Genomic DNA, 25,526 nt, shown 5'->3' with positions numbered 1-25,526 from the left:
AGGCCGAATGCAGGCACGACAAGCGGAAGACGCGGCCGACGAAGCGCTCGTGACCTATGAGGTCCGGGGGGATGTTGCCCTGGTCGGGCTGAACCGCCCGGACAAGCGCAACGCGATCAGCGACCGCTTCATCGAGGCGATCGCGGTGGCCGTCGGGCGCGCCGAGACCGACGCCAAGGCGGCCGTCATCTATGGCCACGGCGATCATTTCTGCGCCGGCCTCGATCTTGCCGAGCACGTCAAGAAGTCGCCGATCGAAGGGGTGAAGGGTTCGCGCCGCTGGCACGCCGTCTTCGGACAGATGGAGCATGGCGTGATCCCGTGGATCTCCGCCCTGCACGGCGCCGTCGTCGGCGGCGGCCTCGAGCTGGCGGCATCGACCCACATCCGCGTCGCCGACCAGAGCGCCTTCTTCGCGCTGCCCGAGGGCCAGCGCGGCATCTTCGTCGGCGGCGGCGGGTCGGTGCGCGTCGCCCGGCTGACGGGAGCCGCCCGCATGGCCGACATGATGCTGACCGGCCGCGTCGTTCCCGCCGCGGACGCGGAGCGCTGGAACCTGGCGAGCTACGTCGTGGACAAGGGCGCCGCGCTCGACAAGGCGATCGAGCTGGCGGCCAGGGCGGCCACCAACGCCGAGCTGTCGAACTACGCCGTCATCCACGCGCTGCCGCGAATCCAGGACATGGCGAAGGAGGACGGCCTGTTCGTGGAATCGTTCATCTCGGCCTTCACCGCGACGAGCCCCGAGGCCGAAGAGCGCCTGCGTGCCTTCCTGGAGAAGCGCGCCAAGCGGCTCGATGTGCCCCAGGGAGACGCCTGATGGCCGCCACCCTCGAACGCGAGACGTCTGCGGGCGACGTCGACCTGGGTGATCTGCGGGAGTCGCTCGGCTTCCTCATGCGGCTCGCCCAGCTGCGCGTGTTCGAGGACTATTTCGAGGCGCTCGGTCCGTACGGCATGCGGCCCGGCGAGTTCTCCGTCCTGGTGGTGATCGGCCACAATCCCGGCATCCGCCAGGGCGTGCTCGCCTCCAAGCTGATGATCAAGCGGGCGCACATCACAAAGGTCATCCGCGGGCTGGAGGACCAGGGGCTGGTCGCCCGGCGCATTCCCGACGAGGACCGCCGCGTGGTCGAGCTGTCCCTCACCCGGAAGGGCCAGGCGTTCGTCGGCGAGCGGGCCGAGGCGCTGCATGCCTTCGACCACGCGGTGCCGGCCGGCCTGACCGGCAAGGACCGCGACGAGCTCGTCCATCTCCTCCAGAAGCTGCTCGGACTTTCGGAAAGCGAGGCATGATGAACGTCGACGACCTCATCGCCATCGACATCCACACCCACGCCGAGGAGCCGTGCTGCGGGCCGCGCGACGACGGCTACGACGAGTTCCAGGCCGGCATGGCCAAGTACTTCAAGAATCCGGCCGGCGTCGACGGCATGCTGCCGACCGTCCAGGAAACCGCCGACCACTACCGCGCGCGCAGGATCGGCTGCGTGATCTTTCCCGTCGACAGCGAGCGCGAGACCGGCTTCCGGCGCTATTCCAACGAGGAGGTGGCGACGATCGCGGCGGAGAACGCCGACATCATGATCCCGTTCGCCTCCATCGATCCGGCGAAGGGCCGGGCGGGGGCGCGCGAGGCGCGCCGGCTGGTGCGCGAGTTCGGCGTGCGCGGCTTCAAGTTCCACCCGACCCAGCAGGGCTTCTTCCCCAACGACCGCGCCGCCTATCCGCTCTACGAGGCGATCGAGGAGGAGGGCGCGATCACGCTGTTTCACACCGGTCAGACCGGCGTGGGCGCGGGCATGCGCGGCGGCATGGGCATGCGGCTCAAGTATTCCAATCCGATGCACCTCGACGACGTGGCGGTCGATTTTCCCGACCTGAAGATCATCCTGGCGCACCCGTCCTTCCCCTGGCAGGAGGAAGCGCTGTCGGTGGCGACCCACAAGCCGAACGTCTACATCGACCTGTCCGGCTGGTCGCCGAAATACTTCCCGCCGATCCTCGTCCAGTACGCAAATTCGTTGCTCAAGCACAAGATGCTGTTCGGCTCCGACTGGCCGGCGATCACGCCGGACCGGTGGCTGTCGGACTTCGAAAAGATCGCCATCAAGGACGAGGTGCGCCCGCTGATCCTGAAGGACAACGCGCGCAAGCTTCTGGCGATCTGACACCCGGCGGGACCGCCGGACGCGGCAGCGACGCCGCGGTCCGGACGTCGCGACCTGAATCCACGCGGCCGCCTGCGGCGTACGGGACGGAAAGATCCCGGTTGGAGGCGGTCATTGAGGCAACCAAGGGAGGACTATCCATGAAGACGTTCGTCGTTGCGGCCGCGGCCGCGGCCTGCCTGATTGCAGCGAGCACGGCCGGCGAGGCCCGCGAACTGCGCATCGCGCCCGGCGCTCCGCCGGCGCACCCCTCCAACAGCCACCTCTACCAGAAGCTCAAGCAGTACCTGCCGGAGGAATCGAACGGCGCGCTGACCGCCGTCGTGCTCGGTCCGGAGGTGGCGAGCCTCGGCCAGATGAAGGACGCGCTGCAGAGCCAGCTCGTCGAGGTCGGCAACCTGCTGCCGCTCTACTTCCCCGCCGATCTGCCGAACATGGCGCTCGCCGGCGAACTCGCCCTTTCCGGCCGGTCGCCCCAGGCGATGGCCGCGGCGATGACCGAGTACATGGTCACCTGCGACACCTGCCAGGACGAGCTGAAGTCGTTCGGCATGGTCTATCTCGGCTCCGGCTCCTCCGACGTCTACACGATCCTCACCAAGACGCCGGTGAAGTCGGTCGACGACCTGAAGGGCCTGCGGCTGAGGAGCGGCGGCGCGCCGTTCTCGCGCTGGGCGGAGCACTTCGGCGCCGTTCCGGTCAGCGTGCCGGTGACGGACACCTTCGAGTCGCTCTCCCAGGGCACCATCGACGGCTCGATCGCGTCGGTGGCCGACCTGCTGTCGTTCCGGCTGATCGACCTGGTCAGCAACGTCGCCGTCATGCAGATCGGCACCTACCACGCCACCTCCGACTTCACCGTCGGCGAGGCGGCCTGGCAGAGCCTGAGCGTGGAGGAGCGCGAGGCGCTGGCCCGGGCGGCCAACCGCGCCAACGTCGACTTCACCCAGCGCTGGGGCGCCGACATGCCGAAGGAGGCGATCGACGCGGCCAAGAAGGCCGACATCGCCTTCGTCGAGCCGGACCAGGCGCTCGTCGATGCCTCCAACGCCTTCGGCGAAGCGGACGTGCAGAACGCCATCGACCGCTCGCGCGACCAGTTCGGCCTGCAGGACGCCGATGAGCGGGTGCACCGCTTCCTCGATCTGGTCGACAAGTGGACGAAGATCGTCGACGACGCCGGCAACGACCCGGCGAAGATCGCCGAGGCCACCCAGGCGGAGATCTGGGGCAAGGTCGACTTCTCCACGTACGGACTTTGATCGGATGCACCGGCGCGGCAGTGCCGTGCCGGTGCTTTCCGGGCTCGTCCTCCCGACCGTGACGCAGGCCCAAGGATCGCCGCGATGAAGGCGCTCGCCGACCTGACCAACCGCGCGATGAACCTGACCGCCGTGCTCGCCTCTCTCGGCGCGCTGGCGATGATGCTTCACATCTGCGCGGAGGTGGTCTCCCGCAATCTCTTCGGCGCGCCCATTCCCGCCACCGTCGAGATCGTCTCCCAGTACTACATGGTGCTGCTCGCCTTCCTGCCGATCGCCTGGCTGGAGCGCCGCGGCGGCATGGTCAGCGTCGAGGCGATCGACTTCCTGCTGTCGCCGGGCGTGCGGCGCTGGTCGGACGTGGCCGTCTCGCTGGTGTCCGCCGTCATCTATGCCGGGCTCGCCTACACCACCTGGCTCGTCGCCCTGAAGAATTTCGCGACCGGCACCTTCGTGACGGCGCTCGAGGTCGCCGTGCTGACGTGGCCGACCTACTTCCTGCCGCCGCTCGGCTTCGCGCTGGCGGTGCTGGTGACGCTGTTCCGCGCCGTCGCGCTGGCGAGCGGTGAGACCGACACGCGGGCGCAGGAGGTGTTCGAGCCATGAGCATCGAGATCGGGCTCTACGGCATCGGTGCGCTGATCCTGCTGCTGCTGTTGCGGCTGCCGGTGGCGCTGGCGCTGATCCTCGTCTCGTTCGGCGGCATGGCGGCGATGCTGGGCTGGAGCCCGGCCTTCGGCATCCTCTCGTCGACGCCCTATTCGTTCGTCGCCAGCTGGACGCTGTCGGCCGTGCCGATGTTCCTGCTGATGGGCTTCGTGGCCTTCCACGCCGGCCTGACGACGGGGCTGTTCGAGGCGGCGAAGGCGGTGCTGCGCAAGATCCCCGGCGCGCTGGCCATCTCGTCGATCTTCGCCTGTTCGGGCTTTGCGGCGGTGTGCGGCTCCAGCCTCGCGTGCGCCGCCGCCATGGGGCGCATCGCCATCCCGGAGATGGTGCGGGCCGGCTACAAGCCGAGCTTCGCCTGCGGCTCGATCGCCGCCGGCGGCACCATCGGCGCGCTGATCCCGCCGTCGATCCTGATGATCGTCTACGGCGTGTTCGCGGAGACGTCGATCACCAGGGTGTTCGTCGGCGGCATCACCATGGGGCTGATGACCGCGGTCGCCTATTCGATCGTGGTGCTGCTGCTGTGCTGGCTCCGCCCCGACATCGTGCCGCGCCGTCCGGTGGACCCGGACGGGCCTGGCGCAGGGGAGGCGCTGCTGCGGATCTGGCCGGTGCTGGTGCTGATCGCGCTGGTGTTCGGCGGCATGTTCTCCGGCCTCTTCACCGCCACCGAGGCCGGCGCCGTCGGCGCCCTCGGCGCGATCGTCATCTCGGCGGTCACCGGAAAGCTCAGCTGGGCCGCGCTGAAGGCGTCGCTGATCGAGACCCTGACCACCGCGGCGTCGCTGTTTGTCATCGCCTTCGGCGCGGCGATGTTCACCCGCTTCCTCGGCGTCAGCGGACTGTCCGGCTTCCTCTCCCAGGCGGTCGGCAGCGCCGACATCGGCTACGTGCAACTGATGATCGTCGTGGTGCTGATCTACCTGGCGCTCGGCATGTTCATGGAGCCGTTCGGGGCGCTGCTGGTGACGCTGCCGGTGCTGCTGCCGGTGTTCGAGGCCCAGCACATCGACCTGATCTGGTTCGGCGTGCTGGTGGTGAAGCTGCTCGAGATCGGCATGATTACGCCGCCGGTGGGGCTGAACGTGTTCGTCATCCGCAGCGTCGCCTCCGAGCACGCCAGCGTGGTGGAGATCTTCCGCGGCGTGATCCCGTTCCTGGTGGTCGACGTTGTGGTGGTAGCGATCGCCATCGCCTGGCCGGGGCTGGTGCTCTTCTTCCCCCGCCTGATGGGGTGACGTGCGGCGCAGGAGCACGGGCAGGGGCCGCTCGCCCCGGTTGAAGCCCTGCGGGGCGGGCCCGTGCAGCCGCCTGTGGAGGACGGCGGAGCGGCCGCAACATCGGCTTTGACGAATGCGAGAATCACTTTAAGGTTGTGGCTTCGGTGGTCACCTTCGGTCTGCGGCGCTTTCCCTCACCGGCGCCGATGACCGACCCTGGCGGGATGCTCCTCCTCCCGCCACGCCCGCCCGGACCATCCCCCTTGCGCCCGGGCGGGCGGCTTTTCCGCCGATGCGTGCGGCGACGGTTTGCCGCCATGCAGGCCGTCGGCCGGGCGCCGGTGCGGCCGCCCGGCGGGACCCGCGGCCGATCGGCGCAGCGCAAGTTGCCCGGAAATGTCAGGATTTCCCCGCCGCCGAAAAATGCTCTAGACCATCTTCCGTTCGGGTCGAGATCGACCGGGACGGCAGGGTTTCCGAGGTCAGCGCGAGGGACAGGGCATGGCGATCGACGGCGAGTGGGATGAGCGGCGGCCGGCGGGCACGCGGCGCGAAGCGGGCCTTCGGGCGCGTCGGCTGCTGGTGCTGGCGCTGGCGCTGGCGTCGGTCCTGAGCCTCGGGCTCGCCGCGCTGCCGGCGGCCGCCCAGGAGCAGCCGGCCCAGCCGGCTCAGCCGGAACAGACGGCCCCCGATGCCGCGGTCACCGCCTCGCCCACCAACTCCGGGCCGCCGCCGTGGTCGGCGCGTTGCGCCGCCGCCACCCGCGACGCGGCGCTCGACTGCCAGCTCGAGCAGCGCGCCGTCGTCACCGAGACCGGCCAGCTGCTGCTGCTGGTCACCATCGCCGTGCCGGGCGAATCGCGCCAGCCGATGCTGTCCATCCGCACGCCGCTGCAGATGTTCCTGCCGGCCGGCGTCCGCATCGATATCGACGGCCGCAACGCCCAGAAGCTCGACTTCCAGACCTGTGACCAGCAGGGCTGCTACACGCGCGGGCCGATCTCCAACGCGCTGCTGGAGGCGATGTTCAAGGGCCTGAAGCTGAACATCATCATCGAATCGATCAACCGCCAGCAGCTCACCGTGCCGATGTCGCTGGAAGGCTTCACCGAGGTCTACGGCAAGGTCCGCTAGAGCCTTTTCCGGTCAGGTCGAATCACCTGACCGATAAGAAATGGCTCCAAAATCAATGCCTTGAGCCTTTTCCGGTCAGGTGGTCACACCTGACCGGTCCGAGATGGCTCCGGGATCACTCTCTTGAGCCTCTCTGCTCAGTCGAACCCGCCGTCCACCGGCAGGAAGGCGCCGTTGATGGAGCGCGCAGCGTCGGAGGCGAGAAAGACGATGGTGCGCGCCACTTCCTCCGGCTCGACGAAGGCCTTCGTCGCCTGCCGTGCCAGATAGTGTGCCTCGGCCTCTGCGACGCTGAGCCCGTTCTTCTCCGCATAGGCCTCGATCACCGACTGGATGCGCGGCCCGCGCACCGAGGCCGGCAGGATCGCGTTGACGCGGATCCCGGCGGTGGCGACCTCGCGGGCGAGCGAGGCGGTGAAGCCGAGCACGGCCCACTTCGAGGCCGCGTAGGGCGAGCGGTTCGGATAGCCGATCTTGCCGGCGACGGAGGAGAGGTTGACGATGGTGCCGCCGCCGTCCGCCGTCATCTGCGGCACCACCAGCCGGCAGGCCAGGAACATGGCGGTGACGTTGACCGCGAAGGTCAGATTCCACTCGTCGGGAGTGATGTCGGGCACCGGCGCCGTCGGACCGGAGATGCCGCCGTTGTTGACCAGCACCGAGACGGGGCCGGCCGCGGCCACCAGCGCCTCGATGTCGTCGGCGTTGGCAAGGTCGCAGCGCACGAAGCGGCCGCCGATCTCCGCCGCCACCACCTCGCCGGCCGCCACGTCGATGTCGGAGACCACCACCTCGTATCCCTCGCCCGCCAGCGCCCGCGCGGTCGCGGCGCCGATGCCGGAGGCAGAGGCGGTGATCAGGGCGCGCTTGGGGAGCATGGGGAGGGGCCTTCTTTCAAACCTTCGCGGTCGGGTCGATGTATCCGAATTTCACTCCGGCCGTGTAGGCGAAGTTCGGAACGAGCGGAAATCGGACGAGGCTGCTCTCATCCAAACGGGTCCTGCAGTCAGGCAATGGCGTCGCGCAAAGGAGGGAGTTCGTCGACGACGACGCCCCATATGATCGTATCGGAAAGGCCGTGATAGTCGTGGCGGAGCACGTTGCCGATGCCGCGGACCTGGGGCCAAGGGATTTCTGGGCGCAGGCCCGTCACCTCGTCGGGCAGGGCGCGGCTCGCTTCGGAAATAATCTCGATGCCGCGCTGAACGCCATGCTTCAGGAGCCAATCGGCCCGGTAGTCCTCGACCGTCTTGCCCGCGATGCTGCCTTGATCCCGTCGATCGCCGCCCGCATGTCGTCGAGGGCATGGCGGAATTCACGGGCCATCAGAAGATGGGCGTCGCCGATTGCTCGATCCGGGCGCGCAGGCGCGGATGGAGGCCGTCGCGCGTCGTGATGTCGACGGGCATCTGAAGCCGCTCTTCCAGAAAGAGTTTGATGCCGACCAGATCGAAGGCGTTGAAGCGGCTGTCCGGATCGTAATCGATGAACAGATCGAGGTCGCTCGCCGCGCCGGCCTGATCGCGGGCGGCAGACCCGTAGAGATAGAGCGCCGTTGCGCCCATGCCGCGCACGGCATCGGCATTGCGCCTCAGGCTCGCGATGATGTCCGCTCTGGTCATGGTCTTATTCTAGATCATCGAACGGCCGCTTTCCACGCGCGCATGGCGGGGCTTTGAGCTTTGCCAGCGCGCCTGAGGGGCATGGGGCGCGACCTTCCTACTCATCGATCAGATCGTCGATCCGGACGCGGAGAACCCGAGCGAGCCTGGCAAGCACATCGGTGGTGCCGGCCCGTTTCCCTCGCTCGAGCTCAGATAGATAATTCTGGCTGATGCCGGCGTCCGTGGAGAGCGACATCTGTGTCAGGCCACGGATCTTGCGCCAGCCGGACAATGCGGTTGGCGCCGCGAGCAGAATATCGGCTTCGGCTTCGGAGAGGGTCGCGATTTCGCCATTCCGGACACCGGCAACGATGGCATCAGCGAAGGCGACGTCCCGCGCGTCCTCGTTGCGCTCCGCGATCAGTGCTTCGAAATCGGCCCGCGGTACAAGGACAAGTTCCTCTCCTCCGGGGGTGATGATGGTGGGGTAATCGGTCATGACCCTGTTGCCCTATTCATAGACATCGCCGCGGTGGCCGATCCTGACAACCAGGATTTCAGCTTCGCCTTCCGACAGAATTGCCCGGTAGTCACCGATCCGAAGACGAGTGTAGCTGCTTCCTGCAAGTGCCTTGACGTCGCCCGCACCGGTTTCGGCGTAGCGCGCGATCTTCGCGCGAATGCGCACCGCCTCCGAACGGTGCGTTCTCAAAGCCTTGATGGCGGCTGCCGTATAGCGGACCGTCTTCATGCCTTAATATCGCGAATTGCGATAAAAATGCAATCCAGAATATCGCTGACTTGGGGTCAGAGGCAGACCCGGTGAGTCCTCATTCGGCCGTCAGGTCGGGCCAGGCGGCGGGGCCGTCGTGGGTGACGGCGCCGTGGTTGGCCTGGCCGACGAGCTTGGCGTACTTGCCGAGCGCGCCGGCGCTGTGGAACGGCGTGCGGGGCGTCCAGGCGGCGCGGCGGCGCTCCATCTCGGCGTCGTCGATCAAAAGGTCCAGCTTGTGGCGGGTGGCGTCGATGAGGATGCGGTCGCCGGTCTCCACGAGCCCCAGCGGCCCGCCGGTGGCGGCCTCCGGGCAGACGTAGCCGATGCACATGCCGCGGGTGGCGCCGGAGAAGCGGCCGTCGGTGATCAGCGCGACCTTCTCGCCCATCTCCTGGCCGTAGATGAGGGCGGTGACGCCCAGCATCTCGCGCATGCCGGGCCCGCCCACCGGCCCCTCGTTGCGGATGATGAGGACGTCGCCCTCCTCGTACTGGCGCGCGCCGACGGCCTTCGCGCAGTCGTCCTCGCTCTCGAACACCCGGGCGGTGCCCTCGAACACCAGCTTGGTCATTCCGGCGACCTTGAGGACGGCGCCGTCGGGGGCGAGCGAGCCCTTCAGCACGGCGAGGCCGCCATCGGGGCTGATCGGCGTGGCGGGCGACCGGACCACCTGGCCGTCCGGGGCCCGGGCGGAGCCGTAGGTCTCGGCCAGCGACTTGCCGGTGACGGTGAGGGGAGAGCCGTCGATGTGGCCGCTCTCGATGAGGGCGCGGATGATCACCGCGGTGCCGCCGATCTCGTAGACGTCCTTGGCGTGGAAGCGGCCGCCCGGGCGCAGGTCGCCGATCAGCGGGGTGCGGGCGAACACCCGGTCGACGTCGTCGAGGTCGAAGGCGATGCCGGCCTCGTTGGCGATCGCCGGCAGGTGCAGCGCGGCGTTGGTGGAGCCGCCGGTCGCCGCCACGATCGCCGCGGCGTTCTCCAGCGAGGTGCGGGAGATGATGTCGCGCGGCAGCGGTCCGCCGCGCTCCAGCATTTCCATGACCAGCCGGCCGGCCTGGCGGGCGAGCTGGGCGCGCTCGGAATAGACGCCCGGCACCATCGACACGTTGGGGAAGGAGAGGCCGAGCGCTTCGGAGACCATCGCCATGGTGTTGGCGGTGAACTGGCCGGCGCAGGCGCCGATGGTGGGCTTGCAGGCGCGCTCCAGCCGGGCGAGGTCGGCCTCGCTCATGCGGCCGGTCTGCACCGCGCCGACGGCCTCGTAGGCGTCGAGCACGCTGACGTCCTTGCCGTCGAAGCGGCCGGGAAGGGCGGCGCCGCCGAAGATGAAGATGCCCGGCACGTTGCAGCGGACGATGCCCATCATCACGCCGGGCAGCGTCTTGTCGCAGCCGCCGAAGCCGATCAGCGCGTCGTAGGCGTGGCCCTGCACGACGGCCTCGATGGAGTCGGCGATGATCTCGCGGGAGACGAGGGAGAACTTCATGCCCTCGTGGTTCATGCCGACGCCGTCGGAGACGGTGATGGTGGAGAACTCGCGCGGCGTGCCGCCGGCCTCCTCGACGCCGGCGCTGGCGGCCTCGACCTGGAAGGCATGCGTCATGTTGCAGGGGGTCTGCTCGCCCTTCATGGAGACGATGCCGACCATCGGCTTGGCGATCGCGTCGTCGTCGAGGCCCATGGCACGCATGAAGGCCCGGTGGGGCGTTCTGTCGAGCCCCTGCTTCGTGACGTCCGACCGCATCCGCTTCATGAAGAATCTCCCGCCTGTGTTCGAGCGGCGGAAACATAGATCAATTACAACCGGCGTGGGGAGCGGGCTTGCGAGAATTTCTTGCCCCCGCGCCGGTGATCTCGCACGCGCGGTCCGGTCGCGGCCGTTCGTCCGGACCGCGGACCGAAGCCGTCAGCCCTTTGGCGGCGGCACCAGCCGGAACACGCCGCCGCTCGGACGGTCGGTGAGCAGGTAGATCGCGCCATCCGGGCCGACCGAGACGTCGCGGATGCTGCCGAGCTCGCCCTGGATCAGCCGCTCCTCGCGGACGATGGCGCCGTCGCGGAGTTCCAGGCGGACGAGGGCCTGGGCGGTGAGCGAGCCGACGAACAGGTTGCCGCGCCAGTTGGGAAACAGGTCGCCGTCGTAGAAGGCGAGCCCGGTCGGCGCGATCGACGGGTTCCAGCCGTAGACCGCGGGCTCGAGGCCGGGCGTGGTGGCGGTGGGATCGGCGTCCGAGCCGGAGGCGGAGACGCCGTAGGAGACGCGCGGCCAGCCGTAGTTGCGTCCGGCGCGGGTGTGGTTCACCTCGTCGCCGCCGGTGCCGTCGTGCTCGATGGTCCACAGCGCGCCGCTGGCCGGATCGAGATCGGCCCCCTGGACGTTGCTGTGGCCATACGACCAGATCTCCGGCCGGGTGTCGGTCCGGCCGATGAACGGGTTGTCCCTGGGAGCGCCGCCGGCCGGGCGCACGCGCACGACGGAGCCGAGATGGTTGGAGGGATCCTGGGCGAGTTCGGGATGATTGCGCTCGCCGAGGGTGACGAACAGGTTGCCGTCGTCGCCCATCACGATGCGCGAGCCGAAGCTCTCGCCGCCCGTCACCTTCGGGTCCTGGCGGAAGATCACGTCGACGTCTTCCAGGCGGGGCGCGCCGTCGTCCAGCACCAGCCGCGCGCTGGCGGCGGCGGTGCCCGCGGTGCCGTCGTCGCCGGGTTCGGCGAAGGTGAAGTAGATGCGGCCGGTGGTGGCGAAGGCGGGATCGACGATGACGTCGAGCAGGCCGCCCTGGCCGTCGGTGTACACCTCCGGCACCCCGGCCACCGGAACCACGCTTCCGTCATCGGGGTCGACGATGTTGAGGCGGCCCGGGCGCTCGGTGACGAGGAAAGACCCGTCCGGCAGGAACGCCATGCCCCAGGGAAAGGCGAGTCCGGTGGCCACCGGCTCGATGACGAACGGCTCGGCCCACGAATCGAAGAGCTGCTGGGCGGAGGCAGGCGCGGCCATGGCCACCAGCCCGGCGGCGATCATCCGGACGACGGTGCGGCGCGCCTTCCCCATTGCTGTCTCCCGTGCGGTTCCGCCAATGCGACCGGAGCCGTTCGCGATCGGGCGACGGCGGCCGGATCGGCAGGAAATGGCTCCGGAGTCAATCAGTTGAGCGCTTCCCAATCGTCCGGACCGAGCCGGTCCGGACGGAGAATGCTATAGAACGGAACGCGGAAAAAGGGGAGCCGCTTTTCCGGTCACGGTCGGCAGGCAGGGGGGATCAGGCCTCGTCTTTGCGGCGTTCCCGGTCGCTCTCGACCGTCTCCCGGAACGAGCGCCAGGACACCACGACCACCGAGATCATGGTGCCGAACAGCAGGGTGGTGACGCCGCCCGCAACGATGCGCTGCAGGGTCGGATCGGTGGCCGCGGCGGCGGCCTCCGGCGTGGAGGCGGCGACGGACCGGGCGGCGATCGCCGCGTGGGCGGCCTCGGCGGGGGCGGCTTCGGCGATCCCGGCCGTGGCCAGGAGACAGACGCCGACGATCATCGCCGACGCGATGACGAGGGTCTGCACCCGCCCCGAGAGACGGAGCATTCGGCGTGCGTGGCGCTTGGCGACTGCAAGGCGGACCATCGGGTGTCTCCGTTGTTGGGCGGCTCAAAACCGATGACCCGACAGTCGGTGGTCAATGGGACGGTGATTGGGGCGCGGCGGGACAATGCGCAGGCAACTTTGTGTCAATTTGGGCCACTCGGTGGCGGGCGCGCCTCACTGATTAAGCGCGGGTTAACGCGCTTGCTGCGAGCTTGTCGTCGAGCCGTAGAACTTTAATGATTTAAATCGGCGGGATGATCGACCATCATCGGGCCGGATCGGCGGCCTGGCCGCCGGAGGTGGCGATGACGATCGCGCCGGCACCGATCGCGGACACGGGATCGGCCGGTGAGTTAGGGATGGTCCCGGCCTCGACGCGCGAGGCACGGGCAGACGAGGGGCTTGGAATGATTCGACACACCCACGCGGCCGCCGGACGGAGCACGCGCGCGGTCGCCGCCACGGCGATCGCCGGCCTTCTGTTCGGCCTGGCGACGGCACCCGTCCAGGCGCAGTCCTCGACCGCGACGCCGGCGCCGGCCGCCACGCCGGCCGCGCCCGCCGCCAAGCCGGCGCCCGACGCGGCACCGGCTGCGACGCCGGCCGCCCCCGAGGCGAAGCCGGCTGCGGACGCCACCGCGACCCCCGAGGCGAAGCCGGCCACGAGCGCCGCCGACGCGCTGATCGCCAAGGGCAAGTATCTGGTCACCGCCGCCGACTGCATGCCCTGCCACACCGGGCCGGACGGGCCGGACTTTGCCGGCGGGCTGATGCTGGATACGCCGTTCGGCGGCATTTCCTCGCCCAACATCACCCCGGACAAGGCGACCGGCATCGGCTCCTGGACCGAGGAGGAGTTCTACAAGGCGCTGCACCTCGGCATCGGCAAGGACGGCGAATATCTCTATCCGGCGATGCCCTACACCTCGTTCACCAAGATCACCAAGGACGACGTCTCGGCGATCTACGCCTACCTGCAGTCGCTGGAGCCGGTGAACGCGCCGCGCAAGCCGAACACCCTGACCTTCCCGTTCAACGTGCGCGAGGGACTGGCCGCCTGGGACCTGATGTACTTCACGCCCGGCACGTTCGTGCCCGATCCGAAGCACTCCGACCAGGTCAACCGCGGCGCCTACCTGGTCGAGGGGCCGGGCCACTGCGCCGAGTGCCACACGCCGCGCAACCTCGCCGGCGCCATGGACACCTCGGACATGCTGGGCGGCGGCAAGCTGATGGGCCAGCCCTATTACGCCCCGGACATCTCCGGCTCGCTGCAGGACGGCATCGGCGACTGGACCGTGGACGAGATCGTCGACTACCTGCACACCGGCGCCGACAAGACCAAGGGCACCGTGTTCGGGCCGATGGCCGACGTGGTGACCCATTCGCTGTCGCTGTTGACCGACGACGACGTCACCGCGATCGCGGTCTATCTCAAGCAGTCGAAGGCAGAGAGTGACACCGACGGCAAGCCGCTGGCCGACCGTACCACCAAGGCCGGCTCGGAAATCTACCTGAACAACTGCGCCCAGTGCCACCAGTCGACGGGCCTCGGCATCCAGGGCGCCATCCCGCCGCTGGCCGGCAACGACGCGGTCATGGCCGGCGGCCCGCAGGACGTCATCACGGCGGTGCTCGGCGGCCTGCCGGGCCAGGGAGCCTACGGCCAGATGCCGGCGTTCGGCGGCCAGTTCGACGATCAGCAGATCGCCGACGTGGCCAACTTCGTGCGCACCAACTGGGGCAACGACGCCTCCGCCGACGCCACCGCCGACATGGTCAAGCGCCTGCGCGACCAGGTGACGCCGACCGGACCGGCCTCCCAGGCGGCCCGCGGCTTCGGCTGTCCCGCGGTGTCGGCGTCGGGCTCGCAGGATGCGATCCCGCTGCCGGCCCAGGACATCATCAACGGCTTCGCCGGGGTGACCGACGCGGAAATGGCCAACCGGGTGGGCGAGGTCCTGCGCCTCGTGAAGGCCGCCAATCCGGGCACCCAGGATGCCGACATCATCGACGAGATGGTCGCCGCCTACTGCCCGGTGGTGGCCGCCGACGCCGACCTGACGGTCGCCGAGAAGCACGCCCGCATCAACACCTTCCTGACGGAAGTGAGCAGCCAGCTCGGCGAGGGCCAGTCGACCGCGGCCGACCGGATCCTCGTGCAGGTGCCGCTGTCCCAGGACGTCGTCAACGACGTCAACGCGGCGGCCAAGGCGGCGAACGAACAGCCGGGCGCCTATCTCGGCAAGCTGATCGAGGAGCAGGTGAAGGCCCCCGCCGCCAAGTAGGCTGGAGCTGCCCGCCTGAAATGCAGAACGCCCCGCATCGGTGACGATGCGGGGCGTTTTTGTTTGTGGGTCTCGGTGGTCCGCTGCAATGAGCGGACGCCGGTTTCCGAGGGCGCCTCAGAGCGCCTGCTCGATCTCCGCGACGATGGCCTCGGCGGCGGCGCGTCGGTCGTCGGCCATGATCACCGGTCGGGCGACGACCAGGTAGTCGGAGCCGGCGCGGATCGCCTCGGCCGGCGTCATCACCCGCTTCTGGTCGCCGGCGGCCGCACCCGCCGGGCGGATGCCCGGGGTGACCAGCACGACCTCGTCACCAAGGCGCTTGCGCAGGTCGGCCACCTCGAGCGCCGAGCAGACGAGTCCGTCGGCGCCGGCGGCGACAGCCTTTTCGGCCCGGTGGGCGACCAGCTCGCGGACGCCGGTCGCATAACCCGCCTCGATGAGGTCGGCGTCGTCCATGGAGGTGAGCACGGTGACGCCGAGGATCATCAGGTCGCGGTCGCGGGCCACCTCCGCCGCCGCCGCGATCGCCTTCGGGTAGGCGTGCAGCGTCAGCATGGCGGCCCCCGTCGCCAGGATCGAGCGCACGGCGTTGGCCACCGTGTTGTCGATGTCCAAGAGCTTGGCGTCGAGGAACACGGTCTCGCCGTCGTCGGCGAGCCGGCGGGCGAGGTCGAGGCCGCCGGCATAGATCAGCTCCAGCCCGATCTTGTAGGCCCCGACCGTGCTGCGGGTTTCCGCCACGCAGGCTTCCGCCTCCGCCACGCTCGGGAGGTCGAGGCCGACGATCAGGCGGTCCTTCGCATCCTTCGGCTTCAGGCGCATCGCTCCGGCATCCTCCAGCGGGTCCATCGGGCCGGCGACCCCCGCCCGGCAAAGGGGGGCGTCAAGGCACCGGCGTCGCCATTCTTTTCATTCGCGCGGCGGGTTGATACAAGGCGCGGTATCAAATCTCCACCCATGAAGGGCTAGTGCAGGTGCCTCGGACCGCAAAGATCGTCCGGCAGACCAACGAAACGTCCATTTCCGTCGAGATCGACCTCGACGGACGCGGGCGGACCGCGATCGCGACCGGCGTTGGCTTTTTCGATCACATGCTGGACCAGCTCGGCCGGCACTCGCTGATCGACATCACCGTCAAGGCCGACGGCGACCTGCACATCGACGACCACCACACGGTGGAGGACACCGGCATCGCGCTCGGCCAGGCGCTGCGCGAGGCGCTGGGCGACAAGCGCGGCATCACGCGCTACGCCGACGCCGCGCTGCCGATGGACGGGACGCTGACGCGGGCCGCCATCGACATCTCCGGCCGGCCGTACCTGGTGTTCCGGGCGCCGTTCTCGGCGCCGAAGATCGGCACCTTCGACACCGAGCTGGTGGCGGAGTTCTTCCGGGCGTTCGCCATGAACGCGCTGGTGACGCTGCACGTGGAGACGGTCTACGGCGACAACAATCACCATATCGCCGAAAGCGCCTTCAAGGCGGTGGCGCGCTGCCTGGGGGCAGCGGTCGCCATCGACCCGCGCCGCGCCGACGAGGTGCCGTCCACCAAGGGGCGTCTCGCCGAGTAGGGCGGACCGGCCCGGCCGCTCCGTTCCGGACGGGCCGCGCAATCGAGATCGAGGACATCGGGACATGGCCGTCTACACGGTCCTTCTTCCACCCCCGGCCAGGGCGTCGGGCGTCGAGCAGACGGCGGAGCGCACGGTGTTCGTGCGCGACGGCTTCTCGTGGCTCGCCATGCTGTTCCCGGTGCTGTGGCTGCTGTTCAACGGGCTGTGGCTGCTGCTCCTCGCCTTCCTGCTGGTGGCCGTCGGCCTGGAGCTCGGGCTGTCGCTGATCGGCGGGCCGGTGCCGGGGCTTGCCGGACTGGCGCTGGCGGTGCTGTTCGGCTTCGAGGCGAACGGCCTCCGGCGCTGGGCGCTGATGCGGCGCGGCTACCGCTTCGCCGGCATCGTCAGCGGCGCCCGCCGCGTCGACTGCGAGCGGCGCTTCTTCGCCGCCTGGCTCGCCGAGGGCGCGGTGGCCGCCGAACCGGCGCCCGTCCGCACGGCCCATGCCGACGGCCGGCCGGCCGCCCGGGTGGCGCCGTCGCCGCTCTCCCCCGGAGATCCCGGCATCTTCGGACTGTTTCCCGATACGAGGAATGCACGATGAACGTCGTCATCGTCGACTACGGCTCCGGCAACCTGCGCTCGGCCGCCAAGGCCGTGGAGCGGGCCGCCTCCGAGGCGGGCATCGACATCGAGCTGCACGTCACCGCCGACACCGACCGGGTCGCCAACGCCGACCGGCTGATCCTGCCGGGCGTGGGCGCGTTCGCCGACTGCCGCCGCGGGCTGGAGACCGAGGCGGACATGCTCGACGTGGTGCGCGACACGGTGAGCCGCGTCGGTGTGCCGTTCCTGGGCATCTGCGTCGGCATGCAGCTGATGGCCGATCGCGGCCTGGAACACGAGGTGACGCCCGGCTTCGGCTGGATCCACGGCGACGTGAAGCGCATCGAGCCGGCCGATCCGACCCTGAAGATCCCGCACATGGGCTGGAACACGCTCGACGTCACCCAGCGGCATCCGGTGCTGGAAGGCATTCCCACCGGGCCGGACGGCTGGCACGCCTATTTCGTGCACTCCTACCACCTCGACGTCTTCGACGACGAGGACCTGTTCGCCACCGCCGACTATGCCGGCCCGGTCACCGCCGTGGTGGCGCGCGACAACATGATCGGCACCCAGTTCCATCCCGAGAAGAGCGAGAAGCTCGGCATCGCCCTTCTCGCAAACTTCCTGAAGTGGAAACCGTGATCCTCTTTCCCGCGATCGATCTGAAGGACGGCACCTGCGTGCGCCTGCTGCAGGGCGACATGGCGCGCGCCACCGTGTTCAACGACAACCCGGCCAACCAGGCGGCGGCGTTCGCCGATGCCGGCTTCGAATGGCTGCACATCGTCGACCTCAACGGCGCGTTTGCCGGCCGGAGCGTCAACGTCGACGCGGTCGGGGCGATCCTCGACGCCGTCAACGTGCCGGTGCAGCTGGGCGGCGGCATCCGCGACATGGCCGGCATCGAGGCGTGGCTCGGCCGCGGCATCACGAGGGTGATCCTCGGCACCGCGGCGCTGCGCAACCCGGAGCTGGTGATCGAGGCCTGCCGGGCGCATCCGGGCCGGATCGCGGTGGGCATCGACGCCCGCGGCGGCCGCGTCGCGGTGGAAGGCTGGGCGGAGACGGCGGAAACGCTGGCCGTCGACCTCGCCCGGCGCTTCGAGGATGCGGGCGTGGCGGCGATCATCTACACCGACATCGCCCGCGACGGCATGCTGTCGGGCCTCAACCTGGACGAGACGCTGGCGCTGGCCGAGGCCGTCGACATCCCGGTGATCGCCTCGGGCGGCCTCAAGGACATGGACGACATCGACGCGCTGTCGGCCCCGCGCATGGCGCGGCTCGCCGGCGCCATCGCCGGCCGCGCGCTCTATGACGGCCGTCTCGACCCGAAGGCGGCGCTCGCCCGCATGAAGCAGGCGGCCTGACTTTCCGATCGGGCGGGGACATGATCTAGTCCCGGTTTTCCGGCCCGCACCCACACTGCAGCGAACAGGCAACACGACGTGCTGAAGACCCGCATCATTCCCTGTCTCGACGTCCACGAGGGACGCGTCGTCAAGGGCGTCCAGTTCGTCGACCTCGTCGATGCCGGCGATCCCGTCGAGGCGGCCGTCGCCTACGACGCGGCCGGCGCCGACGAGCTCTGCTTCCTCGACATCACCGCCAGCCACGAGGAGCGGGCGATCCTGCTCGACGTGGTGCGGCGCACCGCCGAGGTCTGCTTCATGCCTGTGACGGTGGGCGGCGGCGTGCGCACCAACGACGACATCCGCCAGCTGCTGCTGGCCGGCGCCGACAAGGTGTCCATCAACACCGCCGCGGTGAACGACCGGGAGTTCGTGCGACGGGCGGCGGAGAAGTTCGGCAGCCAGTGCATCGTCGTCGCCATCGACGCCAAGAAGGTGAGCCGGGAGGGTGAGCCCGACCGCTGGGAGGTGTTCACCCACGGCGGCCGCCGCCATACCGACCTCGACGCCATCGAGTACGCCCGGGAAGTCGAGGCGCTGGGTGCCGGCGAGATCCTGCTCACCTCCATGGACCGGGACGGCACCAAGGACGGCTACGACATCGCGCTGGTGAAGGCCGTCTCCGATGCGGTGAAGATCCCGGTGATCGCGTCGGGCGGCGTCGGTGACCTGGACGACCTTGTGGCCGGCGTGCGCGACGGTCACGCCTCGGCGGTGCTGGCCGCCTCGATCTTCCATTTCGGCACCCACTCCATTCGCGAGGCGAAGGAGCACATGGCGGCCGCCGGCATTCCGATGCGGCTGACATGAGCAGCGCGGCAGACGGCTTCGATCTCGCCGCCCTCGCGGCGATCGTGGCGACCCGTGCGGCGGCCGATCCGGAGTCGTCCTACACGGCCAGGCTCGCCCATCGCGGCCCGGCCTACTGCGCCCGCAAGTTCGGCGAGGAGGCCGTCGAGGCGGTGGTCGCCGCCGTCGAGGGGGATCGCGACGGCTTGCGCAGCGAGGCGGCGGATGTTCTCTATCATCTCCTCGTGCTGCTGCAGGTGCGCGACGTCGCCCTCGCGGACGTCCTGGCCGAGCTTGAGCGGCGGACGGGCCAGACGGGCCTGGAGGAGAAGGCGGCGAGAGCCCCGTCCGGTCAGGCGTCGCCTGACCGATAGGAAGCGGCTCCGGCGGGCATGTCCGGAGCCAGTCGTGGCCGTCGGGATCCGCTCGATCCGGACGGGAAGAGCGCCAGGCCGAGAGGCCGTGCGGGCGTCGGACATCAGTCGCCGGACCTAAGTATGGACACATCCAATCCGATGGAGCTTTCGCCCTACCGCGTCTTCTCGAAAGCCGAATGGGCGCGCCTGAGGGCCGACACGCCGATGACGCTGTCGGCCGAAGAGGTGCAGGAGCTCCAGGCCTACAACGACCAGGTCGATCTGGAGGAGGTGGAGGCGATCTACCTGCCGCTCGCCCGCCTGCTGTCGATGTACGTGGAGGCCACCCAGGCGCTGCACGCCACGACGAACCGGTTTCTCGGCCGCAACGACGGCCAGATCCCGTTCGTGATCGGCATCGCCGGCTCCGTCGCGGTCGGCAAGTCGACCACCGCGCGCCTGCTGCAGGAGCTGCTCGCCCGCTGGCCGACGAGCCCGACCGTCGACCTGGTGCCAACCGACGGCTTCCTGTTTCCCAACGCCGTCCTGGAGGCGGAGGGGCTGATGGAGCGCAAGGGCTTTCCGGAAAGCTACGACCTGAAGACGCTGCTCGCCTTCCTGCACGACGTGAAGGCCGGCAAGCGCCACGTCGAGGCGCCGGTCTATTCGCACCTCACCTACGACGTGGTCGAGGGCGAGCGGATCACCGTCGACCGGCCGGACATCCTCATCCTCGAGGGCCTGAACGTGCTGCAGACGAGCCGGCTGTCGCGGGAAAGCCGCGGCGTGCCGTTCGTCTCCGACTTCTTCGACTATTCGATCTACATCGAGGCCGACGAGGAGGTGCTGCACCAGTGGTATCTCGAGCGCTTCATGCGGCTGAAGGGCACGCGCTTCCACGACCCGCGCTCGTACTTCCACAAGTACGCCGACATCTCCGAGGAGGAGGCGCTCGCCTTCGCCAACGGGCTGTGGGAGCGGATCAACCTGGTGAACCTGCGCGAGAACATCCGCCCGACCCGTCCCCGCGCCGACCTGATCCTCTCCAAGGACACCGCCCACCGCATCGAGACCGTGGCGCTCCGGAAGATCTGAGGGGCGGACCGGACGGCCGGCGCAGGCGGCTTCCGTCACCGAAACAGCCGGTCGTCCCACGCCACCGGCTTCTCCAGGTCGTCGCCCCTGACGTCGGCGAATTCCGGGTGGGTCGCGTTGATCACCACGTTGGTTTCCAGCGGCGCCACGACCGAGGGGACGAACAGCACCGCGCCGCGTCTCTCCCGGTACCAGCCCATGCCGAAGCGGCGGGCGGCGTTGCCGTTCGGCTGGCGCCAGTCCGGCAGGCTGTCGCGCGTCACCACCTCGTAGCTGAGGCCGGCGGGCAGGGCGATCTCGATAGAATGCTGGTTGGGCGGCAGCACGCCGTTCCAGTGGGCGAGCTGTTCGAGCAGCGCCGTGGAATAGTGCTCGGCCGCATAGATGACGGCGGCACCCGCGGCGTGCCAGCGGCCGGAGACGAGCCGGGCGCCTTCGGGCGAGAACACCGGATAGGTCCCGGCCGGGTCGCCGATCCGGTAGACGGTGCGCTGGTCGGGCAGCCGGCGCGGCGTCGTCAAAGCGCGACGCCGGCCTCGGCGCGCCGCAGCAGGTTGAGGACCGCATCGGCGCCGGCCGAACTCGAGCGCGCCAGGTCCAGCGGGGACTGCCCGTTCAGCAGCGGATGGGAGCGGGTCAGGAAGAGCGTCGCGCGTTCGGCGTTGCCGTGATAGGCGCGCCCGACCGCGTCGATCACCCGGCTCAGCTCGTAGAGCCGTTCGCTGTGCTCGCGCGGCAGCGGCTTGCTGTCCCGGCGGGCGCGCCTGAGCGTCGCTTCGGGCACCAGCGGGGCCTTGTCCACCAGCGCGCCGATGAAGTCGTGCAGGGCGGAGGCCGTCCGGGTGGGCAGCCCCTCGGTCACCCGCCGGGCCAGCGCAACATCGTCGAAATCGGCCGTCACCTTCAGCGACAGCAGCTTGGCCAGCCGCAGCGGTTCGCTCTCCGGCATGGCGCCGGGATTTCCGTAGGCCTCGAAGGACAGCATGGCGGCACCCGTTCTGCGATCATCTGACGCCAATATAGGCGTCAGATGACGCTGCCGCAATCGCGTGGATCCGGAAGCACCTGGGCTCGCCTATCCGGACAGCGCCCGCCAGCGCGCGCGAGCGCGCCGGCCGGCGAGGCTCCCCACCCGGAGCCGGTGAGCGAAGCGAACACGGCGTGAGGGGAGGAAGTGGCTACTCCGCCGCTTCCTTCAGCGCCTGCGGCTGGTAGTTGAGGATCGGTGCCAGCCAGCGCTCGGCGAGCTCCACCGTCCAGCCCTTGCGGGCGGCGTAGTCCTCGATCTGGTCGCGCTCGATCTTGCCGACGCCGAAATAGTAGCTTTCCGGCCGGCCGAAATAGAGGCCTGAGACCGACGAGGCCGGCCACATGGCAAACGACTCCGTCAGCTTCACGCTGGTCGCGGCTTCCGCGTCGAGCAGGTCGAACAGCGTCTGCTTCTCGGTGTGGTCGGGCTGGGCCGGATAGCCCGGCGCCGGGCGGATGCCCTGGTACTTCTCGGCGATCAGGTCGATTGGCGAGAGGTCCTCGTCCGGGGCGTAACCCCAGAACTCCCGGCGCACGCGCTGGTGCATGTGCTCGGCGAACGCCTCGGCGAGCCGGTCGGCGAGCGACTGGGACATGATCTTCGAGTAGTCGTCGTTGTCCTTGCCGTAGCGTTCCGCCACCGCGTCCTCGCCGATGCCGGCGGTGACGCAGAAGCCGCCGACATAGTCCGGCACCCCGGTATCGAGCGGAGCGATGAAGTCGGCGAGTGCTGCGTTCGGCCGCTCGCGGTCGCGGGCGATCTGCTGGCGCAGGGTGTGCAGGGTGGCGATCTTCTTGGTGCGCGCCTCGTCCTCGAACACGACGATGTCGTCGCCCTCGGCGCCGGCCGGCCAGAAGCCGATGACGCCGTTGGCGGTCAGCCAGTTCTCCTCGACCATCTGCTTCAGCATCACCTTCGCGTCGTCCATGACGGCGCGGGCGGCGGGGCCCACCTTCGGGTCGTCGAGGACCATCGGATAGGTGCCCTTGATCTCCCAGGCCGCCAGGAACGGCGTCCAGTCGATGTATTCGGCCAGCGTCGCCAGCGGATAGTTCTCGAAGGTCTTGGTGCCGAAGAAGCTCGGCCGCGCCATCTTGCTGGCCGACCAGTCGACCGGCGTCCGCTTGGCGCGGGCCTCGGCGAGCGGCAGCCGCTTCTTGGCCGACTGGCCGCGCGCGTACTTCTCCGCCGTCTTCTCGTAGTCGGCGCGCACCTCGTCGAAGTAGCTGTTGCGGTTGTCGGCCATCAGCTTGGAGCAGACGCCGACGGCGCGCGAGGCGTCGGTGACGTAGATCGCCTGGCCACGGTGGTAGTTCGGGTGGATCTTCACGGCGGTGTGGATCTTGGAGGTCGTCGCACCGCCGATCAGCAGCGGCACGTCGTAGCCCTCGCGCTCCATTTCGGCGGCCACCGCGCACATTTCGTCCAGCGACGGCGTGATCAGGCCGGACAGGCCGATGATGTCGACCTTCTCCGCCTTCGCCGTCTCCAGGATGCGCTGGGAGGGCACCATGACGCCGAGATCGATCACCTCGAAGTTGTTGCACTGGAGCACGACGCCGACGATGTTCTTGCCGATGTCGTGGACGTCACCCTTCACGGTGGCGAGCAGCACCTTGCCGGCGTTGGAGCGGTCGGTGTTGCCGAGCCGCTTCTTCTCCTCCTCCATGTAGGGCATCAGGTAGGCGACGGCCTTCTTCATCACGCGGGCCGACTTGACCACCTGGGGCAGGAACATCTTGCCGGAGCCGAACAGGTCGCCGACCACGTTCATGCCGGACATCAGCGGCCCCTCGATGACGTGGAGCGGCCGCTCGGCGCGGGCGCGGGCCTCCTCGACGTCCTCGTCGATGTAGTCGGTGATGCCGTGCACGAGGGAGTGCTCGAGACGCTTCTCCACCGGGTGGTCGCGCCAGGCGAGATCGACGACGCGGGCCTTGCCGCCGCCGGCCTTGTAGCGCTCGGCCGCCTCCAGCAGCCGGTCGGTGCCGTCGGCGCGCCGGTTGAGGACCACGTCCTCGCAGAGCTCGCGCAGCTCGGCCGCCAGGTCGTCGTAGACCGCCAGCTGGCCGGCGTTGACGATGCCCATGTCCATGCCCCTGCTGATGGCATGGTAGAGGAACACCGAGTGCATCGCCTCGCGCACCTGCTCGTTGCCGCGGAACGAGAACGACAGGTTTGAGACGCCGCCCGAGATGTGGGCGTGCGGCAGGTTCTCGCGGATCCAGCCGGTCGCCTCGATGAAGTCGTTGCCGTAGTTGTTGTGCTCCTCGATGCCGGTCGCCACCGCGAAGATGTTGGGATCGAAGATGATGTCCTGCGGCGGGATGCCGACCTGTTCGGTCAGGATCTTGTAGGAGCGCTCGCAGATCTGGATCTTGCGCTCGTAGGTGTCGGCCTGGCCGTCCTCGTCGAAGGCCATCACGACGACGGCGGCGCCGTAGCGGCGCACCTTCTCGGCCTGGACCAGGAACGCCTCCTCGCCTTCCTTCAGCGAGATCGAGTTGACGATGCCCTTGCCCTGGATGCACTTCAGGCCGGCCTCGATGACCGTCCACTTGGACGAGTCCACCATGATCGGCACGCGCGCGATGTCGGGCTCGGCGGCGATCAGGTTGAGGAAGGTGACCATCGCCGCCTCGGAATCGAGCAGCCCCTCGTCCATGTTGACGTCGATGATCTGGGCGCCGTTCTCCACCTGGTCGCGGGCGACCTCCAGGGCGGTGGCGTAGTCGTTCTCCTTGATCAGCTTGCGGAAGCGGGCCGAGCCGGTGACGTTGGTGCGCTCGCCGATGTTGACGAACGGGATGTCCTTGGTGAGCACGAACGGCTCCAGCCCCGACAGCCGCATGCGCGGCTCGATCGTCGGGATCTGGCGCGGCTTGTGGATCGCGGCGATCTCGGCGATGGCGCGGATGTGATCCGGGGTGGTGCCGCAGCAGCCGCCGAGCACGTTGACCAGGCCGTCGCGGGCAAAGTCGTCGAGCTGGCCGGCCATCGCCTCGGGGCTCTCGTCGTACTCGCCGAGTTCGTTGGGCAGGCCGGCGTTCGGATAGGCGCAGATCAGGGTGTCGGCGACCTTGGAAAGCTCGGAGATGTGGCCGCGCAGCTCCTTGGCGCCGAGCGCGCAGTTGAGGCCGACGGTCATCGGCGCGGCGTGGGCGACCGAGTGCCAGAAGGCGGTCGGCGTCTGGCCGGACAGCGTGCGGCCGGAGAGATCCGTGATGGTGCCGGAGATCATCACCGGCAGCCGGTAGCCGAGCTCCTCGAACAGCAGCTCGAAGGCGTAGATGGCGGCCTTGGCGTTGAGGGTGTCGAAGATCGTCTCCAGCAGGATCAGGTCGGCGCCGCCCTCGACGAGGCCGCGCGCCGCCTGGCCGTAGGCCTCGGCCAGGCCGTCGAAGGTGACGGCGCGATAGCCGGGGTCGTTGACGTCCGGCGAGATCGACGCGGTGCGGTTGGTCGGGCCGATGGCGCCGGCCACGAAGCGCGGCCGGTCCGGCGTCTGGGCGGTCACCGTGTCGGCGGCCGACCGCGCCAGCCGCGCGCCCTCCTTGTTCAGCTCGAACGCCAGCTCCTCCATGCCGTAGTCGGCCTGGGCGATGGTGGTGGAGGAGAAGGTGTTGGTGGCGACGATGTCGGCGCCGGCCTCCAGGTAGGCCCGGTGGATGCCCTCGATCGCCTCGCCCTGGGTCAGGATCAGGAGGTCGTTGTTGCCCTTCAGGTCACTCGGCCAGTCGGCGAAGCGCTCGCCGCGGAACGCCGTCTCGTCGAGCCGCAGGTCCTGGATCATCGTTCCCATGGCACCGTCGAGCACGAGAATGCGGTCCGCGGCAGCGGCGCGAAAGCGGTCGAAGGTGTCGGAGCGGCGAAGAGCCATTGGAAAAAGTCCCTCGGTTCGTAAGCGAACGGCCCCGCGCGTGCGGGCGGAGCCATGAGTGTCGATTGGCCGGGCCGCGCCGTGGTGGC

General features: G+C 69.2%; 27 protein-coding genes. 15 read left to right on the top strand and 12 right to left on the bottom strand.

The genetic code is table 11. The features are described from left to right. The first annotated feature begins 7 nt into the window (after positions 1–7). From ACSSVZ_RS13840 to ACSSVZ_RS13810, 7 genes are all read left to right on the top strand, one after another. Entirely contained in the window at positions 8–820 is an 813-nt protein-coding gene (locus ACSSVZ_RS13840) for a crotonase/enoyl-CoA hydratase family protein (protein WP_453970891.1), read from the top strand. Next, a complete protein-coding gene (locus ACSSVZ_RS13835) occupies positions 820–1,296 on the top strand; it encodes a MarR family winged helix-turn-helix transcriptional regulator (protein WP_453970889.1) in 477 nt (158 codons plus the stop codon). The genes ACSSVZ_RS13840 and ACSSVZ_RS13835 overlap by 1 nt, the downstream gene beginning before the upstream one ends. Beyond that, entirely contained in the window at positions 1,296–2,171 is an 876-nt protein-coding gene (locus tag ACSSVZ_RS13830) for an amidohydrolase family protein (protein WP_453971070.1), read from the top strand. The genes ACSSVZ_RS13835 and ACSSVZ_RS13830 overlap by 1 nt, the downstream gene beginning before the upstream one ends. A 140-nt stretch (positions 2,172–2,311) precedes the next feature. Beyond that, a complete protein-coding gene (locus ACSSVZ_RS13825) occupies positions 2,312–3,433 on the top strand; it encodes a C4-dicarboxylate TRAP transporter substrate-binding protein (protein ID WP_453970887.1) in 1,122 nt (373 codons plus the stop codon). 84 nt (positions 3,434–3,517) lie between these two features. Beyond that, a complete protein-coding gene (locus ACSSVZ_RS13820) occupies positions 3,518–4,039 on the top strand; it encodes a TRAP transporter small permease (RefSeq protein WP_453970885.1) in 522 nt (173 codons plus the stop codon). Further along, a complete protein-coding gene (locus tag ACSSVZ_RS13815; protein WP_453970883.1) occupies positions 4,036–5,340 on the top strand; it encodes a TRAP transporter large permease in 1,305 nt (434 codons plus the stop codon). The genes ACSSVZ_RS13820 and ACSSVZ_RS13815 overlap by 4 nt, the downstream gene beginning before the upstream one ends. Before the next feature lie 483 nt (positions 5,341–5,823). Then, a complete protein-coding gene (locus tag ACSSVZ_RS13810) occupies positions 5,824–6,456 on the top strand; it encodes an invasion associated locus B family protein (RefSeq protein ID WP_453970881.1) in 633 nt (210 codons plus the stop codon). A 137-nt stretch (positions 6,457–6,593) separates the two neighbouring features. On the opposite strand, the gene ACSSVZ_RS13805 is transcribed toward ACSSVZ_RS13810, so the two are convergent. From ACSSVZ_RS13805 to ACSSVZ_RS13770, 8 genes are all read right to left on the bottom strand, one after another. Beyond that, positions 6,594–7,334 (bottom strand): SDR family NAD(P)-dependent oxidoreductase, encoded by a 741-nt coding sequence (locus tag ACSSVZ_RS13805; protein ID WP_453970879.1) that lies wholly within the window; start codon positions 7,332–7,334, stop codon positions 6,594–6,596. Positions 7,335–7,462: 128 nt separating this feature from the next. Beyond that, positions 7,463–7,675 (bottom strand): HepT-like ribonuclease domain-containing protein, encoded by a 213-nt coding sequence (locus tag ACSSVZ_RS13800; RefSeq protein WP_453971068.1) that lies wholly within the window; start codon positions 7,673–7,675, stop codon positions 7,463–7,465. 106 nt (positions 7,676–7,781) lie between these two features. Next, positions 7,782–8,078, bottom strand: a complete 297-nt coding sequence (locus ACSSVZ_RS13795; RefSeq protein ID WP_453970877.1) for a nucleotidyltransferase family protein — start codon at positions 8,076–8,078, stop codon at positions 7,782–7,784. A gap of 97 nt (positions 8,079–8,175) precedes the next feature. Then, positions 8,176–8,559, bottom strand: coding sequence for a helix-turn-helix domain-containing protein (locus tag ACSSVZ_RS13790; RefSeq protein WP_453970875.1), 384 nt, complete (start codon positions 8,557–8,559; stop codon positions 8,176–8,178). A gap of 12 nt (positions 8,560–8,571) precedes the next feature. Continuing rightward, entirely contained in the window at positions 8,572–8,811 is a 240-nt protein-coding gene (locus ACSSVZ_RS13785; protein ID WP_453970873.1) for a type II toxin-antitoxin system RelE family toxin, read from the bottom strand. Between the two features lie 79 nt (positions 8,812–8,890). Beyond that, positions 8,891–10,591 carry a dihydroxy-acid dehydratase gene (gene ilvD, locus ACSSVZ_RS13780; protein ID WP_453970872.1) on the bottom strand — a complete coding sequence of 567 codons (1,701 nt, stop codon included), beginning with the start codon at positions 10,589–10,591 and terminating at the stop codon, positions 8,891–8,893. A gap of 153 nt (positions 10,592–10,744) precedes the next feature. Continuing rightward, entirely contained in the window at positions 10,745–11,896 is a 1,152-nt protein-coding gene (locus tag ACSSVZ_RS13775; protein ID WP_453970871.1) for a PQQ-dependent sugar dehydrogenase, read from the bottom strand. A 208-nt stretch (positions 11,897–12,104) separates the two neighbouring features. Next, complete coding sequence (locus tag ACSSVZ_RS13770) at positions 12,105–12,461, bottom strand: hypothetical protein (protein WP_453970869.1); 357 nt, start codon at positions 12,459–12,461, stop codon at positions 12,105–12,107. 368 nt (positions 12,462–12,829) lie between these two features. Between ACSSVZ_RS13770 and ACSSVZ_RS13765 the strand changes: the two genes are divergently transcribed. Next, positions 12,830–14,710: a c-type cytochrome gene (locus tag ACSSVZ_RS13765; RefSeq protein ID WP_453970868.1), complete on the top strand. Its 1,881-nt coding sequence runs from the start codon at positions 12,830–12,832 to the stop codon at positions 14,708–14,710. Positions 14,711–14,827: 117 nt separating this feature from the next. On the opposite strand, the gene pyrF is transcribed toward ACSSVZ_RS13765, so the two are convergent. Further along, positions 14,828–15,535 (bottom strand): orotidine-5'-phosphate decarboxylase, encoded by a 708-nt coding sequence (gene pyrF / locus ACSSVZ_RS13760; protein WP_453970866.1) that lies wholly within the window; start codon positions 15,533–15,535, stop codon positions 14,828–14,830. Between the two features lie 146 nt (positions 15,536–15,681). On the opposite strand from pyrF, the gene hisB reads away from it, so the two are divergent. From hisB to coaA, 7 genes are all read left to right on the top strand, one after another. Further along, positions 15,682–16,284, top strand: coding sequence for an imidazoleglycerol-phosphate dehydratase HisB (gene hisB, locus ACSSVZ_RS13755; protein WP_453970865.1), 603 nt, complete (start codon positions 15,682–15,684; stop codon positions 16,282–16,284). 64 nt (positions 16,285–16,348) lie between these two features. Beyond that, the gene (locus tag ACSSVZ_RS13750; RefSeq protein ID WP_453970864.1) at positions 16,349–16,870 is read left to right on the top strand and encodes a DUF2628 domain-containing protein; all 522 of its coding nucleotides are present in this window, start codon (positions 16,349–16,351) and stop codon (positions 16,868–16,870) included. Then, entirely contained in the window at positions 16,867–17,517 is a 651-nt protein-coding gene (gene hisH, locus ACSSVZ_RS13745) for an imidazole glycerol phosphate synthase subunit HisH (protein ID WP_453970863.1), read from the top strand. The genes ACSSVZ_RS13750 and hisH overlap by 4 nt, the downstream gene beginning before the upstream one ends. Then, a complete protein-coding gene (gene hisA, locus ACSSVZ_RS13740; protein WP_453970862.1) occupies positions 17,514–18,245 on the top strand; it encodes a 1-(5-phosphoribosyl)-5-[(5-phosphoribosylamino)methylideneamino]imidazole-4-carboxamide isomerase in 732 nt (243 codons plus the stop codon). Before hisH ends, hisA begins: the two co-directional genes overlap by 4 nt. Before the next feature lie 78 nt (positions 18,246–18,323). Then, positions 18,324–19,097: an imidazole glycerol phosphate synthase subunit HisF gene (gene hisF / locus ACSSVZ_RS13735; protein WP_453970860.1), complete on the top strand. Its 774-nt coding sequence runs from the start codon at positions 18,324–18,326 to the stop codon at positions 19,095–19,097. Further along, a complete protein-coding gene (locus ACSSVZ_RS13730) occupies positions 19,094–19,450 on the top strand; it encodes a phosphoribosyl-ATP diphosphatase (RefSeq protein WP_453970859.1) in 357 nt (118 codons plus the stop codon). Before hisF ends, ACSSVZ_RS13730 begins: the two co-directional genes overlap by 4 nt. Before the next feature lie 123 nt (positions 19,451–19,573). Then, positions 19,574–20,527, top strand: a complete 954-nt coding sequence (coaA, locus tag ACSSVZ_RS13725; protein WP_453970857.1) for a type I pantothenate kinase — start codon at positions 19,574–19,576, stop codon at positions 20,525–20,527. A gap of 35 nt (positions 20,528–20,562) precedes the next feature. Here coaA and ACSSVZ_RS13720 read toward each other — a convergent pair whose 3' ends face one another. The 3 genes from ACSSVZ_RS13720 to metH form a co-directional block, all read right to left on the bottom strand. Continuing rightward, positions 20,563–21,048, bottom strand: coding sequence for an RES family NAD+ phosphorylase (locus tag ACSSVZ_RS13720; protein WP_453970856.1), 486 nt, complete (start codon positions 21,046–21,048; stop codon positions 20,563–20,565). Next, positions 21,045–21,512 carry an antitoxin Xre/MbcA/ParS toxin-binding domain-containing protein gene (locus tag ACSSVZ_RS13715; protein ID WP_453970853.1) on the bottom strand — a complete coding sequence of 156 codons (468 nt, stop codon included), beginning with the start codon at positions 21,510–21,512 and terminating at the stop codon, positions 21,045–21,047. Before ACSSVZ_RS13715 ends, ACSSVZ_RS13720 begins: the two co-directional genes overlap by 4 nt. A 193-nt stretch (positions 21,513–21,705) precedes the next feature. Next, positions 21,706–25,437: a methionine synthase gene (gene metH, locus ACSSVZ_RS13710; protein ID WP_453970852.1), complete on the bottom strand. Its 3,732-nt coding sequence runs from the start codon at positions 25,435–25,437 to the stop codon at positions 21,706–21,708. Positions 25,438–25,526: the final 89 nt, after the last annotated feature.

Source organism: Amorphus sp. MBR-141 (genome assembly GCF_053628695.1).
Note: the sequence above shows the minus strand (reverse complement) of the source record. Positions and strands in the feature narration are given on the sequence as shown.

Bases quoted from the DNA above. Each gene is read 5' to 3' on its own strand.
- ACSSVZ_RS13815 (WP_453970883.1), top strand. From the start codon at position 4,036: ATGAGCATCGAGATCGGGCTCTACGGCATCGGTGCGCTGATCCTGCTG.
- ACSSVZ_RS13715 (WP_453970853.1), bottom strand. From the start codon at position 21,512: ATGCTGTCCTTCGAGGCCTACGGAAATCCCGGCGCCATGCCGGAGAGC.
- ACSSVZ_RS13765 (WP_453970868.1), top strand. From the start codon at position 12,830: ATGATTCGACACACCCACGCGGCCGCCGGACGGAGCACGCGCGCGGTC.
- ACSSVZ_RS13825 (WP_453970887.1), top strand. From the start codon at position 2,312: ATGAAGACGTTCGTCGTTGCGGCCGCGGCCGCGGCCTGCCTGATTGCA.
- ACSSVZ_RS13820 (WP_453970885.1), top strand. From the start codon at position 3,518: ATGAAGGCGCTCGCCGACCTGACCAACCGCGCGATGAACCTGACCGCC.
- ACSSVZ_RS13795 (WP_453970877.1), bottom strand. From the start codon at position 8,078: ATGACCAGAGCGGACATCATCGCGAGCCTGAGGCGCAATGCCGATGCC.
- ACSSVZ_RS13730 (WP_453970859.1), top strand. From the start codon at position 19,094: ATGAGCAGCGCGGCAGACGGCTTCGATCTCGCCGCCCTCGCGGCGATC.
- ACSSVZ_RS13750 (WP_453970864.1), top strand. From the start codon at position 16,349: ATGGCCGTCTACACGGTCCTTCTTCCACCCCCGGCCAGGGCGTCGGGC.
- ACSSVZ_RS13810 (WP_453970881.1), top strand. From the start codon at position 5,824: ATGGCGATCGACGGCGAGTGGGATGAGCGGCGGCCGGCGGGCACGCGG.
- hisH (WP_453970863.1), top strand. From the start codon at position 16,867: ATGAACGTCGTCATCGTCGACTACGGCTCCGGCAACCTGCGCTCGGCC.
- pyrF (WP_453970866.1), bottom strand. From the start codon at position 15,535: ATGCGCCTGAAGCCGAAGGATGCGAAGGACCGCCTGATCGTCGGCCTC.
- ACSSVZ_RS13805 (WP_453970879.1), bottom strand. From the start codon at position 7,334: ATGCTCCCCAAGCGCGCCCTGATCACCGCCTCTGCCTCCGGCATCGGC.
- ACSSVZ_RS13785 (WP_453970873.1), bottom strand. From the start codon at position 8,811: ATGAAGACGGTCCGCTATACGGCAGCCGCCATCAAGGCTTTGAGAACG.
- metH (WP_453970852.1), bottom strand. From the start codon at position 25,437: ATGGCTCTTCGCCGCTCCGACACCTTCGACCGCTTTCGCGCCGCTGCC.
- ACSSVZ_RS13775 (WP_453970871.1), bottom strand. From the start codon at position 11,896: ATGGGGAAGGCGCGCCGCACCGTCGTCCGGATGATCGCCGCCGGGCTG.
- ilvD (WP_453970872.1), bottom strand. From the start codon at position 10,591: ATGAAGCGGATGCGGTCGGACGTCACGAAGCAGGGGCTCGACAGAACG.
- ACSSVZ_RS13840 (WP_453970891.1), top strand. From the start codon at position 8: ATGCAGGCACGACAAGCGGAAGACGCGGCCGACGAAGCGCTCGTGACC.
- ACSSVZ_RS13835 (WP_453970889.1), top strand. From the start codon at position 820: ATGGCCGCCACCCTCGAACGCGAGACGTCTGCGGGCGACGTCGACCTG.
- ACSSVZ_RS13830 (WP_453971070.1), top strand. From the start codon at position 1,296: ATGAACGTCGACGACCTCATCGCCATCGACATCCACACCCACGCCGAG.
- coaA (WP_453970857.1), top strand. From the start codon at position 19,574: ATGGACACATCCAATCCGATGGAGCTTTCGCCCTACCGCGTCTTCTCG.
- ACSSVZ_RS13770 (WP_453970869.1), bottom strand. From the start codon at position 12,461: ATGGTCCGCCTTGCAGTCGCCAAGCGCCACGCACGCCGAATGCTCCGT.
- ACSSVZ_RS13790 (WP_453970875.1), bottom strand. From the start codon at position 8,559: ATGACCGATTACCCCACCATCATCACCCCCGGAGGAGAGGAACTTGTC.